Source organism: Tenacibaculum sp. E3R01 (genome assembly GCF_003318185.1).
In the GTDB taxonomy this organism is placed as follows: Bacteria; Bacteroidota; Bacteroidia; order Flavobacteriales; family Flavobacteriaceae; genus Polaribacter; species Polaribacter halocynthiae.
The window spans coordinates 22,076-41,396 of the sequence record NZ_QOCC01000024.1 but is presented as its reverse complement, the minus strand read 5'-3'; the positions used below and the strand labels follow the sequence as shown (position 1 = coordinate 41,396).

The window sequence follows — 19,321 nt, the reverse complement described above, 5'->3', positions numbered from 1 at the left end:
TTTGTAATTATTTAAGATTGAAGCAAATTATTTTAGTTGAACTCATTTCTCGTATTGCAGATCTAACACCTTCGCGTCCAATCCCACTCTTTTTTACACCTCCAAAAGGCATCATGTCAATACGATAATCTGAAGAATCATTAATCATTACCCCTCCACACTGTAATTCATTACTAGCTTTAAAGGCATGTTCTATATTATTTGTAAAAATTCCTGCATGTAATCCGTAAGGAGAATCATTACTTGCTATAATCCCTTCTTCCAATGAATTCACTCTTGAAATTGTTGCTACTGGACCGAAAATTTCTTCTTTTCCGTTTAACTTATTATCAAAGTCTCCTTCAATAATAGTTGGCTCTATCCCGTTTCCAACTCGTTTCCCTCCACATAACACTTTATATCCTCCTTTTACTAAATTTTCAATTGACCTTTCAATTTCACTAATAGCTTCTTGATTAATTATAGGCCCCATATCAGTACTATCATCTTCGGGGTTTCCTAATTTGACAGCTTTAGAAAGATTTATGATTTTTTCTTTAAAAGAATCGTAAATAGTATCATGCACATACATTCGCTTTACTCCTACACAATTTTGACCAGCTGCCCAAACCATGCCTCCTATACAATTTTTTGCAACGGCTTCTACATCTACATCATTCATTACAATTACTGGAGAACTAGAACCTAACTCCATTCCTATTTTCTTAACTCCAGCTGCTTTTGCTATAACTTCACCTGATTTAGAACCTCCTGTAAAACTTACCATATCTATTCTTGAATCTGTAACAAGAATATCTCCGAAATTATCTATAGGTCCAGTTATAATATTAAGAATATGATAAGGTAAACCAGCCTCTAGAAATAACTCTCCTAATTTTATTCCTGAAATTGGAGTGAAATCCGATGGCTTTAATATAACTGCATTACCAGCAGCTATAGCTGGTCCTAGTTTATGAGCCACTAAATTTAACGGGTCATTAAAAGGCGTAATTGCAGTAATAATACCAATAGGATCATATACATAGTGTCCTTTTTTTGAAGATCCTCCTTCAAAAGCCGCAAAAGGAACAGTTTCTCCTATTACTCTTTTTGCTTCCTCTCCACAAAGTGTAAGTGTATTAATACATCGATCTACTTCTTTACCTGCTTCTCGTTTTGTTTTTACTCCTTCGTTTACAATAACCTTAGTAAACTCCTCTTTTCTTTCTTTTAAAAGATTAACTACTTTGTTAATGATCTCACTTCTGTCAAGAGGAGATAAATTTTTCGAAATTATTTTTCCTTTTTCAGCAGATTCTAATGCTTTATATACATGCTCTTCTTCTGCACAAGAAATAGAATACACATGATTTCCTGAAAAAGGGTTAAAAACTGGTAATTGCATAGGAGTATCAACCCAACTCTCTCCAATAAGCATTCCTTTTGTATTCACTTTTTTATCTAATAAATCTATTATCATAATTTCTCTTTTTTTAAAATTGATAACACATCTGAAAACACTGAGTATCCTGTTTCTAACTTACCTGCACCTGGGCCAGTTATCATTAATTTCCCCAAATATTTAGTGGTAATTTCAATAGCGTTTGTTACTCCATCAATATTAGATAATGCGTCAGTTGTTGATAATGGTTCTGGTGCTACTTTTCCTTCTAAAAAATCTCCTTTTTTTTCTAAACTTCCAACCAAGCGAATATTTTTACCAGCTTTTTTTGCAGCATTTACCTCTTCTATAGAAATAGAGTCAATTCCTTTTGTCAAAATTGAATCTAGTCCTAAATCAACACCAAAAACTTTATGCGACAGAATTGCAATCTTTCCTCTTGCGTCATATCCTTTTACATCATTGGTTGGATCAGCCTCAGCATATCCTTTATCTTGCGCTGTACGTAAGGCACTATCAAAAGAATCTCCTTCTGACATTTTTGAAAGAATATAATTACTCGTGCCATTAAGTATACCCCTAATTTTAAGTATTTCATCACCCGCTAAACATTCTTCTATTAAAGAAAATGTAGGTGTTCCACTTAATACAGTTCCTTCATATTGAAGAAATACATTACTTTCTTTAGCTAGTTTATTTAATTCGTTAAAATGTAGTGCTATTGGACCTTTATTAGTTGTTACTACATGTTTACCCTTTGAAAGAGCTTTTTTTATAAAAGTATAAGCAGGATCTCCAGTAGTATAATCACTATATGTTGCCTCTACAATTAAATCAACTTCTTCTACAGAGCTTACATCAGTATCTTCAGATATACTAGCATCAGTTATAAGTTCTTTGTTATTTAATTTCTCTAATAACTTCTTTAAGTCTATTCCATTAGGGTTGTACATATTCCCTTTCTGAATATCTTTTACAACTACTACTTTAATCTTTTGTTCATACTTTTCTTGTAACCAAATATTCTTTTCTTGTAAAATTTCAATGAATCCTTGTGTTACTGTCCCAAGCCCTATAATACCAATATTCATATTTAAATTATTTAATTATATTTGTACAAAATTCAATAAAATAGAATTATTACTGAATTTAATACAATAAAAAAAACATAAATATGAAATTTATTCTATAAAAATATTTAAAATGAAGTTAGATCAAAAAGATATTCAAATTTTGAGCTTATTACAGAAAAATGCTCGGTTATCAAATAAAGAAATAGCAGCAGAATTAGAAATAGCAGCTTCTACGTGCCATGAACGCTTAAAAAGATTAACTAGAGATGGTTTTTTTAAATCTTTTAACGCTAACCTTAACTTAAATAAGTTAGAGTTTAATATTGAAGTAATGATTTCTATACAACTTAACAAACACGAGCGAGAAGTTATTAATTCATTTATAAAAAATGTTAGAAAAATTAATGGAGTAATTAAATTATACCACATGGCAGGCAAAACTGATTTTATGCTTCATGTTGCAGTATGTAACTCAAATGAGTTACGTTCATTAATTTTAGATGAACTAACTAAATTCAACTATATAGGTCATATAGAAAGTTCAATGATATATTTTCATGATGATATAAACCAACTACTCATAAAACCACAATAAAAAAGTATTTTCTTTAACAAGAAATTAACTATTCTAGCACGTACTTATGTAACAAATGTTACAAACAACTATTTAGTAGTTATATAATTTCGCCGTCTTTAAATCCCTAATATTATATTTCCCCTTAAACAAGAAAAGCAACAGAAATTATTCTGTTGCTTTTTATTTGTGACCCAGGAAGGACTCGAACCCTCATCGTCAGAGCCGAAATCTGATGTTCTATCCAATTGAACTACAAGGTCAAAAAATTATGAAAGTTTTGCTTTTACAATTCCTGATATAATTTTACCATCTGCTTGTCCCGCTAACTTTTGTGATACAATCCCCATTACTTTACCCATATCTTTCATTCCTTCAGCTCCAACTTGACTTATAGTAGTTACTACTACTTTTTCAATTTCATCTTCACTTAAAGCTTCTGGTAAAAATTGTTCTAACACTTTAGCTTCTGCTAATTCAGGTTCTGCCAAATCTAATCTATCTTGATCAGTAAAAACTTTCGCGCTGTCTTTACGTTGTTTAACTTGTTTTTGAATTATTTTCATTTCTTCTTCTGAAGATAATTCATTTGCACCTCCTTCTGTATTTGCAAGCATAAAAGCTGACTTTAATGCTCTTAATGCAGTTAAAGCTACTGTATCTTTCGATTTCATAGCTTCTTTCATTTTATTCATTACCTCTTGCTGTACACCCATTTTTTTAGTTTTTTAAGTAAAAAATTCCTGATTACTCAGGAATTTAAAAATATTTAAAATTGTATTATTAATCTACATTATCATGTAAGAATGAGTTATTAGATTGTAACAAATCATTATTATCGGTATTCAATGCTGTATCAGATTTACTAATATCTTTATTAGTTTCAATATCTACTCCTAACCTTTTGTAAGCTGGTTGACGTTCAATTTCATCTATATTTTTACTAACTTGATCAGCAAACTTATAATTAAATCCTTTCATTTTTTCACGTCTTTCTTGAGCTTTTCTTTGTAGCTCAGAAATCGTTAAACTTAAAGGTGTTACCTCTTCATTTGAAGTATCAGTTGTAACTTTCTCTTCAGTTTTAGTTTTCACTTCAAAACGTAAAGCTTCTTCAACTTCATTTTTAATTGTTGGCGTAGAACTTTTTCCTATAGTTGGTTCAACATTAAAATCATCTAAAACATAACGCTTTTGAGTTTCTTTTACTAAAGGTTTTACTTCTTCAGCTTTCACCTCAATACTTTTAATATCTTCAGTTGTTTCTACAAGTGCTGGGTTTGGTTTTATTTCTTCATAAGAGTTTAATGGTAAATCAAACAATAAATCTTGTTGAATATACTGTTGTTTTTCTTCTTTAATCTCTTCTTTTACTTCTGAAATATTTGTAATGATAAAATCTTCTTCAGAAATATTCTCTATAGCAATCTCATCGTATACAACCTCTATATTTTTAATAACATCAGTAGTAGCTATTAAATCTATCTTTGGTTTTATTACTTCTTTTTCTTCTTCTAAAACATGAACTATTTTTTGTTCAGTCTTAGGAGTTAATGGTTGATTTATTGTTGCAGCTTTTTCTATTTTTTGCTCGTCAAAAGTATACGTTGCTTTTTGTTCATCTTCTAAGGTGTGAACAATTTTTTTAACTTCAGTATTAGTTATATTACCTTGTTGATCAGCAGCAAAACCGGTTGCAACAATAGTTAAAGATAGTCCATCTTCCAATGACTCATCTTCTCCTATTCCCATGATAATGTTAGCATCAAATCCAGCTTCTTCTTGAATATGATCGTTAATTTCTCCTATTTCATCTAAGGTAACCTCATTCGCTCCAGAAACTATTAATAGCAATACATTTTTAGCTCCAGTAATTTTATTATCATTCAATAAAGGAGAATCTAATGCTTTTACAATAGCATTTTTAGCTCTATTAGCACCTGTTTCTTTTGCTGACCCCATAATTGCAGTACCACTGTTAGATAACACAGTTTTTGCATCATGTAAATCAATATTTTGTTTATAGTGATGTGTAATTACCTCTGCTATACCTTTAGCTGCAGTTGCCAATACTTCATCAGCTTTAGAGAATCCAGCCTTAAAACCTAAATTCCCATAAACTTCACGTAATTTATTATTGTTTATAACAATTAAAGAATCTACATTTTTACGTAACTCATCAATACCTGTTTGAGCCTGTTTTGAGCGCATTCTTCCTTCAAATTGAAATGGCATAGTAACGATTCCTACCGTTAATATATCCATATCTTTTGCAATTTTAGCAATAATTGGAGCCGCTCCAGTACCAGTACCACCTCCCATACCAGCAGTGATAAACACCATTTTAGTATGAGTACTCAACATTTGTTGAATTTCTTGAATACTTTCTGCAGCTGCTTGCGCTCCAACCTCAGGGTTGGCTCCAGCTCCTAAACCTGATGTTAAGTGTGCTCCTAACTGAATTTTATTAGGTATTGGGCTGTTTTCTAACGCTTGAGAATCTGTATTACAAATTACGAAATCTACTCCGTGAATTTGTTTGCTATACATGTGATTTACTGCGTTACTTCCTCCCCCACCAACACCAATTACTTTAATGGCATTCGATTGTGTTTTAGGCATGTCGAATGAAATGTTATCAAATTCTGCGCTCATAATAACTTTTCTTTTATTAAATTTTTGTTTACTAAACTCCTCTTTAGGGGAATAAATAGGAGTAATTCTTATATAATTAATTATTCTGCATTATCTAAAAACTCTTTGAATCGTTCTGTAAACTTTTCAAAAAAAGATTTAGATTTATGTGTCTTACTTTTATTCTCTACAACAGGTTTTTCCTGCTCTTCTATTTCGTCTTTTATTATCTCTCTTTCAAAAACTGGTTCTTCAATGATTTCTTCCTCAACATTTTCTTCTTCCTCTTTTCTTTGTTTTTCTAAACCTTCCATTAATAAACCTACAGCAGTTGCATAAGCAGGACTAGATAAAACATCATCAGAATCTCCTGCTAAATGTTCGTTAGGATACCCTATTCGTACATCCATTCCTGTAATGTACTCAACTAATTGACGTAAATGCTTTAACTGTGATCCTCCTCCAGTAAGAACAATACCTGCTATTAGTTTTCCTTTTTGAGTTTCATGACCATAATTTTTTATCTCTAAATATACATGCTCTATAATTTCTTGAACACGAGCATGAATAATCTTTGATAAATTCTTTAATGTAATTTCTTTAGGTTCTCTTCCTCTTAAACCTGGAATAGAAACAATTTCTGTTTCTTTATTTTCTCCTGGCCATGCTGAACCAAATTTAGTTTTTAATAACTCTGCTTGCTTTTCTATAATTGAGCAACCTTCTTTAATATCTTCAGTAATTACATTTCCACCGAAAGGTACTACAGCAGTATGCCTAATTATACCATCTTTAAAAATAGCTAAATCAGTTGTTCCTCCACCTATATCAATTAGAGCAACTCCTGCTTCTTTTTCTTCCTGACTCAAAACAGCTGAGGCTGATGCTAATGGTTCAAGTGTAATGTCTGAAAGACTTAATCCAGCACTTTTCACACATCGCCCTATGTTTCTTATAGAAGATACTTGACCAACCACTACATGAAAGTTGGCTTCTAGCCTTCCTCCATACATTCCTATAGGCTCTTTGATGTCTGACTGACTATCTACTTTATATTCTTGAGGCAATACATGAATAATTTCTTCACCTGGTAACATTACCAACTTATGTACTTGCTCTACTAAATTCTCAATATCTAACTCATCTATTACTTCATCTGACTTTTCTCTTGTTATATAGTCACTATGATGTAAACTTCTTATATGTTGACCAGCTATTCCAACTACAACCTCTTCTATTTGTTGCCCCGAAACACTTTGTGCTTCATCAACAGCTTGTTGAATAGATTGTATTGTTTGTGTTATATTATTTACCACACCTCGTTTAACACCTAAACTTTTCGCTTTACCAATACCTAAAACTTCAAGTTTTCCATATTCGTTTTTACGACCAATCATGGCAACAATTTTGGTAGTACCAATATCTAACCCAACTGCTATTTTATTGTTTTCCATCTTGATTTTGTTTTGTGCACACAACTTGATTGTGATATTTTACATTTATTTTTTTATACTTTTTTATAGTACCATCTATTAACGCTTTATTATAAAATGCTTTAAGTTTTTTAAACTTAACTTTTACGTTTTTAAGCTTTCCAAAAATTATTTTATAGCTTCCTGTACGAACTGTAAAAACATATTCGTTTTGAGCATTTTTTTCAATTGCAATGATCTCTTTTGTAAAAAAGTCATCTTTTGAAATTGTCGTTATTAACTGAATCAATTCTTTTATTTCTTCAGTACTTTTCACACCAGAAGCTAAAGGTACACGAGCCGAAAAATTTGCTGATAAAGGCATCTTAACACCATACTTATCAACATAATAGGACTCACTTTTATCAACAACTCGAACTATTGGTTTTCGTTGTTTTATGATAGTTTTCAACATACCATCTATAGTTAAAAAAACAGTTGCTTTTTCTACATATGGGTTCGCTGAAACATTAGTTTCTAGAAAGTGTAAATCTACTATTCTTTTTGGTTGGTTTTTAACAAATTCTCGACTTTGTATTAACAATTTATCAACCGCTTTGTGCGTCAAGAAGTTATTATCTCCTGCTTCAAATTCAACAATAGTATTTTTTACTTTTTTCGCATTATTTCTAGTAGACGTAAACCCGTACAAAAAGAGTAAAGCCACTACTAAAACCACTAATGATATGTATGGTACTATTTTTTTCACTTTTAAACCTTATACTTTTCTTCTAATTTAACTTTCACGTCATTTACTAACAAACCTATATCTCCTGCACCAATCATTACTATGATTTTAGCTTCAGATTTTAAAACGTCTTGAACTATTTTTTGTTTTGTTGTTAGCTTTTTATTCTCAAGAGACATTTTATCTAATAACCATGATGAAGTAACTCCTTTTATTGGCAACTCTCTAGCAGGGTATATATCTAACATTAAAACTTCATCAAACTTAGAAAGAGCCCTAGAAAAATCATCTGAAAAATCTTGTGTTCTACTAAATAAATGTGGTTGAAAAACCGCTAATACTTTTTCATTAGGATACATTTCTCTCACAGAGTTTTCTATTGCATTTATTTCTGTAGGGTGATGTGCGTAATCATCAATCAACACAACGCTGTTCGTTTTTATCTTATATGAAAACCTTCTCTGAACACCTTTAAATGTTTTTAATTGCTCTTTTATCACCTCTAAAGAAACACCATATACATCCGCCATAGCAAATGCTGCTAAAGCATTCATTAAGTTATGCCTCCCTGGCAAATAAAACTCTATATTTTTTATTAATTTAGTTGGTGTTTTTACACTAAACACATAAGCTCCATCATTTATTTCAATATCGAAAGCCATGTAGTCAGCTTCATCATTTATAGCATATGTTAATCCCTCAATAGGTAATCCTTTTGCTATAATTAGTGTATCTGTAACTTTATTAGCAAACTCTCTAAATGATTGTTCTAAAGCATCAGCCTCTCCATAAATATCTAAATGATCAGCATCCATAGAAGTAATACAAGCTATATTTGGAGATAGCTTTAAAAACGATCTATCAAATTCATCTGCTTCTACAACTGAAACCTCTTCTCCACCTAAAATCAAATTCGAATTATAGTTCTCAGCTATTCCTCCTAAGAAAGATGTAGCCTTTACTGGTGCCATTATATGACCCAAAATCGAAGAAGTTGTTGTTTTTCCATGGGTTCCTGCAACACCTAAGCAAAAAGAATTTTTTGTAATCTCTCCTAATATTTCAGCCCGCTTTAAAACAGTATAATTATTAGCTTTGAAATACGTGAGTTCCTGATGTTCATCAGACACGGCAGGTGTATAAACCACCACTGTTGATTCCTTATCTAAAAACGACAACGGAATATTTTTAACAGCATCATCAAAATGAATTTCTATACCTACACTTTTTAATGAATTAGTAATTGGTGTCTCTACCTTATCATAACCTGCTACTATTTTTCCATTCACAGAAAAATAACGAGCAATAGCACTCATTCCAATACCTCCAACTCCTATAAAATAAACATTATGTATCTTATTTAAATTCATCTATTCCTTAAAATGGATTATTTTTTCTATTTCGTTTACAATATCATTTGTTGCATTAGGTAATGCTAAAGTTTTAATATTTTCACTTAAACTTTCTTGCTTTCCTTTATCTTTCAACAACGTTTCCAGTACAATTGGAAATGTATCTAATTCACTTTCTTTCACCAAAATTGCTCCATGTTTATCCACAATAGCTTTAGCATTTTTAGTTTGATGATCTTCTGCCACATTGGGAGACGGGATAAAAACCGTAGGCTTCCCTACAATACATAATTCAGAAACCGAACTTGCACCTGCTCGAGAAACAATAAAATCAGAAGCAGCATATGCCAAGTCCATTCTATTCAAAAACTGATGTACTTGAACATTTTCATTTAGATTATACTTTTTATACTCATCATAATACAACTTACCACATTGCCATATAACCTGCATATTATTCTCTTTGAAAAAACCTAACTGAGACTCTATCAATTGATTTACTCTTCTTGCACCCAAACTACCTCCTAAAACCAATACTGTTTTCTTATTTGCTATTATTTTAAAAAACTTCTTACCCTCTTCAGTTTTAGAATGAATAAACAACAAATCTTGCCTAACAGGATTCCCTGTTTTTATAATTTTATCAGAAGGAAAAAAGCGTTCTAAATTATCATATGCTACACAAATTTTTTCTGCTTTTTTACTTAACAATTTATTTGTTATTCCAGGGTATGAATTTTGTTCTTGGATTAACGTAGGAATTCCTTTATTAGCAGCAACTATTAAAGTAGGTCCACTTGCAAATCCTCCCGTACCTATTGCCACATCAGGTTTAAATTTCCTTATAATACTATTTGCCCTCCATAAACTACTTAATAACTTAAAAGGAAACATTAAATTTTTTAATGTTAACTTACGTTGGATTCCAGAAATCCACAACCCTTTTATATCATAACCGGCTTGAGGTACTTTTTCCATCTCCATTTTATCTTTAGCTCCCACAAATAAAATACTAGCATTAGGGTACCTTAGCTTAATTTCATTTGCAATAGCAATAGCAGGATAAATATGGCCTCCTGTTCCTCCTCCACTTATTATAACCTTAATCGATTGTTTCATGTAAAATATCTAAAGGGTTATCATCTAAAATCGTTTCCTCAGTTTCATTCTTTGAAGCACTTACACTCAATATCATTCCTAAAGCAAAGCAAGTCATCCATATTGAGGTACCTCCACTACTTATTAAAGGTAATGTTTGACCTGTAACTGGTAAAATATTTACAGCTACAGCCATATTAATCATAGCTTGAAAAACAATGGGAATACCTACTCCTACCACCATTAATGTTGCAAAAATTGTTGTCGCCTTTTTTGCTGTTATCAATATTCTAAACAACAATAAGAAATAAATAAAAACTACTAAAAGCGCACCCAACAATCCATATTCTTCAACAATTATTGCATAAATAAAATCTGATGATGATTGCGGTAGAAAATTTTTCTGCACACTCTTCCCAGGACCTTTTCCTATTGGCCCTCCAGTTGCTATTGCTATTTTAGCTTTCTCAACTTGATAACTCTCAGCTCCTTCTGACTTAGAAAAACTCTCTAACCTACTTTGCCAAGTATTAACACGGTTAGGCATAGCGTCTGGAAACGCTTTTGCTACTAGTATAAAAAACAACAATGAAAACAAACCAATACCTAATATATAACCTATATACCTTAAAGGGTATCCACCTATGAATACCAACAATAAAATCATAGTGAAAAAGATGGCTGTAGTTGAAAAATTTGCTGGTAATACTAATATCAATACCAGTCCAACTGGCAACCATAATTGCAACAAACTATCTTTAAACTGTATTTGTTTTTCTTTATTTCTTGCTAAATATCTTGCCACATATACCATTAACACTAAGCCTGCCAATGTAGATGTTTGAAACCCTATCCCAACAAAAGGTATATGAATCCACCTACTAGCATTTGCCCCTTCAATTACAGTACCTTGTGCCATTGTAAAAATTAACAACAACACTACTATTGGAAGCATCAATACAGATCCTCCACTAAAATACCTATAAGGAACTTTATGCACTCCATAAATCACAGCAAAACCAGTAATTAATAAAACAACATGCTTTATTAAATGTCCTATAGTTGAACCATTACCAACAACATACACTAAATTTGTACTAGCACTATACACTGGCATAAATGAAAATATTGCCAACACAGTAACAATAGCCCAAATTGCTCTATCTCCTTTAATATGTTGAAAAATGGATTTCATTTACTATTTAACTCTTTTTTTAATCTATAAATTCTTTACCGCTTCTTTAAATTTCAATCCCCTATCTTCATAGCTATCAAATAAATCAAAACTAGCACAAGCTGGCGATAATAAAACAGTATCACCTTTCTGAGCAATCTTATGCGCTACCTTAACAGCTTCTTCAGCTCCAGCCGTCTGTACCAAAACATCAACCACATTTCCAAAAGTTTCAATTATCTTTTGGTTATCTAAACCTAAACAAACAATACCTTTTACTTTTTCTCTTACCAATGGCAATAAATCTGCATAATCATTTCCCTTATCTACACCACCTACAATCCAAACAGTAGCACTATCCATACACTCCAAGGCATAATATGTTGCATTCACATTGGTTGCTTTACTATCATTTATATATTGAACACCATTGATTTTTTGCACATTCTCTAAACGATGCTCAACACCTTCAAAGTCTGATAAACTTTCTGCAATAGTTTCTTTTCTCACTTTCAACAATCTTGCCGCCATAGCAGAAGCCATTGCATTTTTTGTATTATGCTTACCTTGTAATTTCAAATCTGAAACATTCATTAGAACCTCTTCTGTATTTAATTTCATTATTATTTTATCTTTTCTTACAAAAACACCATAAACCAATTCTTTCTCTAATGAAAAAGGAACTAATATTGCTTTTGTTATATTATTTTCCAACCAGTCAGTGATTACCTTATCATCAGCATCATATATTAAAAAATCTTTTTCTGTTTGATTTTTTGTTATTCTAAATTTTGACGCTATATACTTATCAAAATTGTTATCATATCTATCTAGGTGATCAGGAGTTATATTTGTTATTATAGCTATGTGAGGACTAAAATTATTAATTCCATCTAACTGAAAACTACTCAATTCCAACACATACTCATCATAACTCTGTTCTACTAATTGCTTTGCAAAACTATCACCAATATTACCCGCTACACCAACATTCAATCCAGCATTTTTTAATAAATAATGCGTAATCAAAGTGGTAGTTGTTTTACCATTTGCTCCTGTTATCCCTACTAACGTTGCCTGAGTAAACTCATTTGCAAATTCTATTTCAGAAATAACTAAAATTCCTTTTTGTTTTAATTCTTGAACCAATGGAACACTATCAGGAATCCCTGGACTTTTCATTACCACATCAGCAGAAAACACTTCAGACTCTGTATGCCTACCTTCTTCAAATTCAATAACATTATTTAAAAGAACTTTTTTATATTTTTCTGCTATCATTCCTTTATCGGTAACAAAAACCTCAAAACCTTTTTGTTTCCCTAAAAGAGCTGTACCTACTCCGCTTTCTCCACCTCCTAAAACAACCAATCGCTTCATTTATCTCAACTTTAGGGTTACCATAGCAAATACTGCCAATAAAATACCTACAATCCAAAATCTGGTAACAATCTTACTTTCGTGAAACCCGCTTTTTTGATAATGATGATGGATAGGTGACATTTTAAAAATTCGTCTACCTTCACCAAATTTCTTCTTTGTGTATTTAAAATAAGACACTTGTAAAATCACTGATAAATTCTCAATTACAAAAACCCCAGCCAAAATAGGCAACAATAATTCTTTTCGAATAGCAATAGCAATTACAGCTATGATACCTCCAATAGTTAAACTACCTGTATCTCCCATAAAAACCTGAGCTGGAAAGGTATTATACCATAAAAAACCTATCAAAGCTCCTGCAAAAGCAAATATAAAAACAGTCATTTCTCCTGACTTTGGTATGTACATTACATCTAAATAATCTGCAAAAATTATATTTCCAGATACCCATGCAAAAATTGCCAACGCAATAACCATTATTGCCGACGTACCTGCCGCTAACCCATCTATGCCGTCTGTTAAATTAGCTCCATTAGATATTCCTGTTACAATAAAAACTACAACAAAAATGAACACTACCCAACCATATTTCCTATAACCGTCTCCTAAAAAACTTAATGCTTTTGCATAATCCAATTCATTATCTTTCAAAAAAGGAACTGTTGTTTTTGTAGATTTATGCGCATCTCCAAAAACTTTCTTTTTTCCATTTTCCTGAATAGTTTGTTCTGCTAAAGGCAATTGTTCTTTTATTGTTACATCTGGATGAAAATAAAGCATAGCTCCTACAATTACACCCAAACCTACTTGACCTAAAACTTTAAACTTACCTTTTAATCCTCCTTTATCTTTTTTGAATACTTTTATATAATCATCAGTAAAACCAATAACCCCCATCCATAATGTGGTTATCAATAATATTATGATATAAATATTTTCAAGCTTTGCTAACAACAATACTGGTATTAAAGTTGCCAAAATAATGATGATTCCTCCCATAGTTGGAGTACCAGATTTTTGAGCTTGCCCATCTAACCCTAAATCACGAACAGTTTCTCCTACTTGTTGTCTCCTTAAAAAGTTTATGATTTTTTTTCCAAAAATCATAGATATCAATAACGACAAAATAAATGCAGATGCTGCACGAAATGTTATAAACTGAAACACACTTGCTCCAGTTAAATTAAATTCATTTTCTAAATATTGAAAAATATAATACAGCATTCGTTATGATTTTTTTAATTGATTAAAAGAATTTATCACTTCTTCTAAATCATCAAAATGACTTCTTTCACCATTTATCTCTTGATAATTTTCATGCCCTTTTCCTGCTATTAAAATTATATCACCAGGCTTAGACAACTTACATGCCGTTTTTATAGCCTGCCTTCGATCTAAAACCGACAATGTTTTTTTGTAATTTTCAGCAGCCACTCCTACTTCCATCTCATCAATTATTACTTGCGGATCTTCAGTTCTTGGATTATCTGAAGTAAATACTACCTGAGTACTTAATTGAGATGCTATATGAGCCATTTTTGGTCTTTTAGTTTTATCTCTATCTCCACCACAACCAACAACAGTTATTACTTGTTCATTCCCTGTTCTTATATCATTTACCGTCTGTAAAACATTTCTTAAAGCATCTGGCGTGTGTGCATAATCAACAATCCCAGTTACTCTATCATCTGATACAGTGTACTGAAAACGACCACTAACACTCTCCAAATCACTCAACAATCTTAATATTTCAATTTTCTCCAAGCCTAATAAATTTGCCACACCATATATTGCCAACAAATTATACGCATTGAAAACACCTATTAACTTTGTCCAAACTTCTACTCCATTTACAGTTAACAAACTTCCTGAAAAACTTTTCTCTAAAACCTTAGCTTTAAAATCAGCTAATGTTTTTAAAGCATATGTTTGCTTATTAGCTTTACAGTTTTGTAGCATTATCTGTCCGTTTTTATCATCAATATTTACCAAAGCAAATGACGTCTTAGGTAATGAATCAAAAAACTCTTTTTTAACATCCCTATACTCAGCAAACGTTTCATGATAGTCTAAATGATCGTGAGATAGATTTGTAAACACCCCACCAACAAACTCTAACCCTTCTGTTCTTTTTTGATGAATTCCATGCGAACTCACTTCCATAAAACAATACTCAACACCTTCCTCCACCATTTCAGCTAAATACCTATTAATCATAACCGAATCTGGAGTGGTATGTGTTGCTTTATACTCTTTAGCATTAACTACAACTTTTACGGTAGATAATAAACCTACTTTAAATTCAGTCTTCTTAAATAACTGACACAAAAGTGTAGCAATAGTTGTTTTACCATTTGTACCAGTTACCCCTATTAATTTTAATTTCTTCGAAGGATTTTCATAAAAATTAGCTGAAATAATAGCCAAAGCACTACTTGAATTATCTACCTCAACATAAGTCACTCTCTCATCTTTAGCTTCTGGAGTTTTCTCACAAACAATAACAGAAGCCCCAGATAAAATAGCTTTATCTATAAACAAATGCCCATCAACAGACACTCCTCTTTGAGCAACAAAAAGATCTTTATCACCAACCTTTCTACTATCAAAAATAACTTCATTAATCCCCACATCTGTACTTCCGAAAATAGAATTTACAGATACCTTATACAATATGTCTTTTAACCTTTTCAACTATAATAATCTTAAATAAACAGTTGCTCCTTTTGATACTTTCACTCCTTTTTTTATTGATTGCTCCATCACCTTCCCCATTCCAGAGAATTTGACTTTCAACCCCATATTCTCCAACAACGAAATAGCATCCATACCACTCATATTAACAACCTTTGGCATAATTGTTTTGTACTTCCCTAATTTCTCATAATAATCCTGATATTGCTTATCTATTTTCGCAAAAGAAATAGTATCAGAAACTGACTGATTATCAATAGGTGTAGTTGTGTATATTTTTTGTGCTATTTCTTTAAATATAGGAGCAGCAACATCCGCCCCGTAATATCCTTTTTCTTTCTTAGGCTCGTGCACTACAACTATACATGAATATTTAGGCTCTTTAGCTGGAAAAAAACCAGCAAATGATGCCACATATTTTTTATTTGAATAATGACCAGCTACCACTTTTCCATTTCCATCTTTATGCCTTGGAATGTATTTTTTTGCAGTACCTGTTTTACCTGCCATTGAAAAATTAGAAGAGTATATTTTTTTAGCAGTTCCTTTCTCAACTACATTCTCCATCACTTTTCTAATTTTATCTAATGTTTTTTGAGAAGCTATTTTCTCTTTCAAAACTTCTGTTCCGAAACTTTTATCAACTCTATTCCCCATCCTTAACTCTTTCACAAAATAAGGCTTAACTAACTTCCCATTATTAGCTACTGCATTATAAAAAGCTAGCGTTTGCAAAGGCGTCAACGAAACTCCATAACCCCAAGCCATCCACTCTAATGAAATAGGACTCCAGCTTTTTTCCTTCGGATTGGGTATATAAGGCTTTCCTTCTCCTTTTATTTTTACTCCAGTTTGTTTATCTAAACCAAAGGATTTAATTTTATCAATAAATTTTTTAGGGTTTTTATCATAATGCTTTCTTATTGTCTTTACAATCCCAACATTTGATGAAACCTCAAAAACTCTAGCTAACGATATCTTTCCGTACCCCCCATACTTACTATCCTCAACTTTTCTATTATTAATAAAAATTTTCCCTTTACCACAGTCAACTACCGTAGAAGTATCTGCAACCTTATCATCTAAAGCCGCCATTAAACTCGCTAACTTAAATGTTGATCCTGGTTCATGACTTTCCCATACAGCATAATTTCTTTTTTCATAATACTTCCCTTTTGAAGTTCTACCAAGATTAGAAATCGCTTTAATTTTACCAGTTGCCACTTCCATAACAACAGCACATCCATGCTCTGCATCAAAATCTTCTAACCTTTTTAATAAAGCATGATGAGTTATATCTTGAATATTAACATCGATTGTTGTTATTATATCATGACCATCAATGGGTTCTTTCTCATTTACATCATTAATCGGTTTCCACTGCCCTTTTGCAATTTTCTGCTTCAATCTCATTCCATTTTTCCCCTCCATGTAACCTGCAAAAGCTCCTTCTATACCTGCCCCTCCTCTGTAATCATCATAACCTATCGTTCTTTCCGCAATCTTACCTATTGGATGCACCCTTACAGTTTCTTGCTCAGCAATAAAACCTCCTCTATAAATACCTAGCCTTAAAATTGGAAAAGTTTTTATTTTAGCATAATCATTATACCCTATATTTCTTGCAATTAACAAATAACGGTTTTTACGTTTTTTTGCGTTTCTTAATTTTTTTTGATAATAATCTGCTGATTTCCCCAACAATCTAGACAAAGACTCTGACAACCCTCTAATATTTTTTTCAAAAACACCAGATTTCACCGTCATCACATCCATTCTTATAGTAAATTTAGACATTGAAGTTGCTAATAAATTACCATCCGAAGCATACACATTCCCCCTATTTGCGAATATTGTGTCGTTTCTAACTGTTTTTTCTTGAGATAATTTCCTATACTTATCTCCATCTATATACTGAAGTTTAAAAACCCTAAAAACAATAACCACAAAAAAAAGCGTCATTAAAATTACAACTACATAGAGTTTATTTAATATGCCTTTTTTTACCACCATTATTATTTATTCTTTTTTTAAGGTTACTTTAATTTTTTTCGGGGGAGTTTTTGCCGGCTTAAGTTTTTTTCCTTTCACCTTTTTACGAATACTACTTTCTAACTTCATCCGCATTAAAATAGTACTCGTATCAACATTTTCCGCCCTTAACCGTCTTTTTTCTCTATTCAACTCCGCTATCTTTACCACCTTTGCATCTGCACTATGCGCACTTGAAATCATGATAAGTAACAATCCTACTATAAAAATAAGTATTCGCCAGTTTTTAAAAGCACTTTCATCAGTAAGAAAACTACCCCTCAAAACATCATAAACACTTCTTCTAACTTTAGACATAAAAACTATTTTAGCGTTGCTATCCTTAACTTAGCACTCCTAGCCCTATTATTCTCTTTTATCTCTTCTCTAGTAGGCACAATTAACTTCCCCACCTTTTTTAAAGGAACACTTATGTTTCCAAAAAAATCTTTCTCAGGCTCACCACTAAACAATCCAGTTCTAATAAAGCGCTTAACCAACCTATCCTCTAAAGAATGATATGCTATTACACTTAATCGTCCTTCCTCATTTAACAACTGCGGCATTTGCTGCAAAAACTCCTTTAACACCTCTAGTTCTTGATTTACTTCTATACGAATAGCTTGAAATATTTGAGCCAATATCTTATGCTCTTTCGCCTTAGGAAGAAACCTTTGTAAAACCTCTTTTAATTGAAAACTTGTTTTCACTTCTTCTACCTCTCTAGCCTCAACTATTGTTTTAGCCAATACCTTAGCATTTCTAAGCTCTCCATACAAAAACAAAACATCAGACAACTCTTGCTCTCCGTAAGTATTTATAATTTTCCTAGCTGAAAGCTTTGACTTCTGATCCATCCTCATATCCAAATCAGCATCGAACCTTGTTGAAAAACCTCTTTCAGCAGCATCGAACTGATGAGAAGAAACCCCCAAATCAGCCAAAACACCATCAACCTTCTTCACTCCATAAAACCTCAAAAACCTAGATATAAATCTAAAATTCTCGCCTATCAATACAAATCGGTCATCTTCAATTTTATTAGCATGCGCATCTGGATCTTGATCAAAAGCAAACAACCTCCCATTCTCTCCCAAGCGACTCAAAATCTCTCGTGAATGACCACCTCCACCAAATGTAACATCCACATAAACACCATCTTCTTTTATATCAAGCGCATCCACACTTTCCTTCAATAATACTGGACTATGATAATTCATCTACCTCTGTATTTCCCATCACCTCTTCTGCCAAATCTGCAAAATCAACAACAGCTTCATCTATTACTTTTTCGTACTCTACTTTATCCCAAATCTCAATAATATTAACAGCAGAAGACAAGACAAGCTCTTTACTCAAACCTGCAAACTGACATAAATCTTTCGGGATTAAAATCCTCCCAGAAGCGTCAACCTCCACTATCTTTACCCCCGCAGTAAATCTCCTTATGAAATCATTATTCTTTTTAACAAAACGATTCAACTTATTCACTTTACCCATCATCAAACTCCACTCTTTCATCGGATACAACTCCAAACATGACTGAAAAACAGAACGTTTAACAACAAAACCATCTTGTAACACTGATGATAATTGCTTCTTAAAAGCCGATGACATCATCAACCTTCCTTTAGCATCCATCTTACACTCATATGTCCCAATTAGGTTTACCACTTAATAAATTGATAGTTTGCATCAAAAATATAAAAAAATTACCACTTTTTACCACTTTACCCCACTTTGTTAATAAGTTTTACTACAACACTT

Annotated in this window: 17 protein-coding genes and 1 tRNA gene; 1 reads left to right on the top strand and 17 read right to left on the bottom strand. The window is 32.1% G+C overall.

Annotated elements, in window-relative coordinates; all coding sequences use genetic code 11:
- Window positions 1-7: 7 nt before the first annotated feature.
- Together DS884_RS12275 and DS884_RS12270 are read right to left on the bottom strand one after the other, a co-directional pair.
- Window positions 8-1,459 carry an aldehyde dehydrogenase family protein gene (locus tag DS884_RS12275; protein WP_199488209.1) on the bottom strand — a complete coding sequence of 484 codons (1,452 nt, stop codon included), beginning with the start codon at window positions 1,457-1,459 and terminating at the stop codon, window positions 8-10.
- Entirely contained in the window at window positions 1,456-2,472 is a 1,017-nt protein-coding gene (locus tag DS884_RS12270) for a homoserine dehydrogenase (RefSeq protein WP_113786952.1), read from the bottom strand. Before DS884_RS12270 ends, DS884_RS12275 begins: the two co-directional genes overlap by 4 nt.
- A 112-nt stretch (window positions 2,473-2,584) precedes the next feature.
- Here DS884_RS12270 and DS884_RS12265 point away from each other — a divergent pair, with 112 nt between their 5' ends.
- Window positions 2,585-3,049: an Lrp/AsnC family transcriptional regulator gene (locus DS884_RS12265; RefSeq protein WP_113786951.1), complete on the top strand. Its 465-nt coding sequence runs from the start codon at window positions 2,585-2,587 to the stop codon at window positions 3,047-3,049.
- 169 nt (window positions 3,050-3,218) lie between these two features.
- Here the strand turns inward: DS884_RS12265 and DS884_RS12260 are convergent.
- The 15 genes from DS884_RS12260 to mraZ all read right to left on the bottom strand — a co-directional run bounded on the left by DS884_RS12260 (window position 3,219) and on the right by mraZ (window position 19,228).
- Window positions 3,219-3,291: transfer RNA gene (locus DS884_RS12260), tRNA-Arg, on the bottom strand.
- 6 nt (window positions 3,292-3,297) lie between these two features.
- Entirely contained in the window at window positions 3,298-3,744 is a 447-nt protein-coding gene (locus DS884_RS12255; protein ID WP_113786950.1) for a GatB/YqeY domain-containing protein, read from the bottom strand.
- Between the two features lie 67 nt (window positions 3,745-3,811).
- Window positions 3,812-5,683, bottom strand: coding sequence for a cell division protein FtsZ (gene ftsZ / locus DS884_RS12250; RefSeq protein WP_093868646.1), 1,872 nt, complete (start codon window positions 5,681-5,683; stop codon window positions 3,812-3,814).
- Between the two features lie 80 nt (window positions 5,684-5,763).
- Entirely contained in the window at window positions 5,764-7,116 is a 1,353-nt protein-coding gene (gene ftsA, locus DS884_RS12245; RefSeq protein ID WP_093868645.1) for a cell division protein FtsA, read from the bottom strand.
- Window positions 7,103-7,843 carry a cell division protein FtsQ/DivIB gene (locus DS884_RS12240; RefSeq protein ID WP_093868644.1) on the bottom strand — a complete coding sequence of 247 codons (741 nt, stop codon included), beginning with the start codon at window positions 7,841-7,843 and terminating at the stop codon, window positions 7,103-7,105. The genes ftsA and DS884_RS12240 overlap by 14 nt, the downstream gene beginning before the upstream one ends.
- Before the next feature lie 2 nt (window positions 7,844-7,845).
- Window positions 7,846-9,192 carry a UDP-N-acetylmuramate--L-alanine ligase gene (gene murC, locus DS884_RS12235; RefSeq protein ID WP_093868643.1) on the bottom strand — a complete coding sequence of 449 codons (1,347 nt, stop codon included), beginning with the start codon at window positions 9,190-9,192 and terminating at the stop codon, window positions 7,846-7,848.
- Window positions 9,193-10,293, bottom strand: a complete 1,101-nt coding sequence (gene murG, locus DS884_RS12230) for an undecaprenyldiphospho-muramoylpentapeptide beta-N-acetylglucosaminyltransferase (protein WP_093868642.1) — start codon at window positions 10,291-10,293, stop codon at window positions 9,193-9,195. It abuts the gene before it with no gap.
- Window positions 10,277-11,467, bottom strand: coding sequence for an FtsW/RodA/SpoVE family cell cycle protein (locus DS884_RS12225; protein ID WP_093868641.1), 1,191 nt, complete (start codon window positions 11,465-11,467; stop codon window positions 10,277-10,279). The genes murG and DS884_RS12225 overlap by 17 nt, the downstream gene beginning before the upstream one ends.
- A gap of 24 nt (window positions 11,468-11,491) precedes the next feature.
- A complete protein-coding gene (murD, locus tag DS884_RS12220) occupies window positions 11,492-12,826 on the bottom strand; it encodes a UDP-N-acetylmuramoyl-L-alanine--D-glutamate ligase (protein ID WP_113786949.1) in 1,335 nt (444 codons plus the stop codon).
- Complete coding sequence (mraY, locus tag DS884_RS12215) at window positions 12,827-14,053, bottom strand: phospho-N-acetylmuramoyl-pentapeptide-transferase (protein WP_093868639.1); 1,227 nt, start codon at window positions 14,051-14,053, stop codon at window positions 12,827-12,829.
- Between the two features lie 3 nt (window positions 14,054-14,056).
- Entirely contained in the window at window positions 14,057-15,523 is a 1,467-nt protein-coding gene (locus DS884_RS12210) for a UDP-N-acetylmuramoyl-L-alanyl-D-glutamate--2,6-diaminopimelate ligase (protein ID WP_113786948.1), read from the bottom strand.
- On the bottom strand, window positions 15,524-17,536 hold the full coding sequence (locus DS884_RS12205) for a penicillin-binding protein (RefSeq protein WP_233487154.1): 2,013 nt from the start codon (window positions 17,534-17,536) through the stop codon (window positions 15,524-15,526).
- Between the two features lie 6 nt (window positions 17,537-17,542).
- Window positions 17,543-17,872 (bottom strand): FtsL-like putative cell division protein, encoded by a 330-nt coding sequence (locus DS884_RS12200; RefSeq protein WP_093868637.1) that lies wholly within the window; start codon window positions 17,870-17,872, stop codon window positions 17,543-17,545.
- Window positions 17,873-17,877: 5 nt separating this feature from the next.
- On the bottom strand, window positions 17,878-18,774 hold the full coding sequence (gene rsmH, locus DS884_RS12195; protein ID WP_093868636.1) for a 16S rRNA (cytosine(1402)-N(4))-methyltransferase RsmH: 897 nt from the start codon (window positions 18,772-18,774) through the stop codon (window positions 17,878-17,880).
- Window positions 18,761-19,228 carry a division/cell wall cluster transcriptional repressor MraZ gene (mraZ, locus tag DS884_RS12190; RefSeq protein ID WP_093868635.1) on the bottom strand — a complete coding sequence of 156 codons (468 nt, stop codon included), beginning with the start codon at window positions 19,226-19,228 and terminating at the stop codon, window positions 18,761-18,763. Before mraZ ends, rsmH begins: the two co-directional genes overlap by 14 nt.
- Window positions 19,229-19,321: the final 93 nt, after the last annotated feature.

Coding starts and splice junctions, on each gene's coding strand:
- DS884_RS12275 (WP_199488209.1), bottom strand. CDS start 1,459: ATGATAATAGATTTATTAGATAAAAAAGTGAATACAAAAGGAATGCTT.
- DS884_RS12270 (WP_113786952.1), bottom strand. CDS start 2,472: ATGAATATTGGTATTATAGGGCTTGGGACAGTAACACAAGGATTCATT.
- DS884_RS12265 (WP_113786951.1), top strand. CDS start 2,585: ATGAAGTTAGATCAAAAAGATATTCAAATTTTGAGCTTATTACAGAAA.
- DS884_RS12255 (WP_113786950.1), bottom strand. CDS start 3,744: ATGGGTGTACAGCAAGAGGTAATGAATAAAATGAAAGAAGCTATGAAA.
- ftsZ (WP_093868646.1), bottom strand. CDS start 5,683: ATGAGCGCAGAATTTGATAACATTTCATTCGACATGCCTAAAACACAA.
- ftsA (WP_093868645.1), bottom strand. CDS start 7,116: ATGGAAAACAATAAAATAGCAGTTGGGTTAGATATTGGTACTACCAAA.
- murC (WP_093868643.1), bottom strand. CDS start 9,192: ATGAATTTAAATAAGATACATAATGTTTATTTTATAGGAGTTGGAGGT.
- murG (WP_093868642.1), bottom strand. CDS start 10,293: ATGAAACAATCGATTAAGGTTATAATAAGTGGAGGAGGAACAGGAGGC.
- DS884_RS12225 (WP_093868641.1), bottom strand. CDS start 11,467: ATGAAATCCATTTTTCAACATATTAAAGGAGATAGAGCAATTTGGGCT.
- murD (WP_113786949.1), bottom strand. CDS start 12,826: ATGAAGCGATTGGTTGTTTTAGGAGGTGGAGAAAGCGGAGTAGGTACA.
- mraY (WP_093868639.1), bottom strand. CDS start 14,053: ATGCTGTATTATATTTTTCAATATTTAGAAAATGAATTTAATTTAACT.
- DS884_RS12205 (WP_233487154.1), bottom strand. CDS start 17,536: ATGGTGGTAAAAAAAGGCATATTAAATAAACTCTATGTAGTTGTAATT.
- DS884_RS12200 (WP_093868637.1), bottom strand. CDS start 17,872: ATGTCTAAAGTTAGAAGAAGTGTTTATGATGTTTTGAGGGGTAGTTTT.
- rsmH (WP_093868636.1), bottom strand. CDS start 18,774: ATGAATTATCATAGTCCAGTATTATTGAAGGAAAGTGTGGATGCGCTT.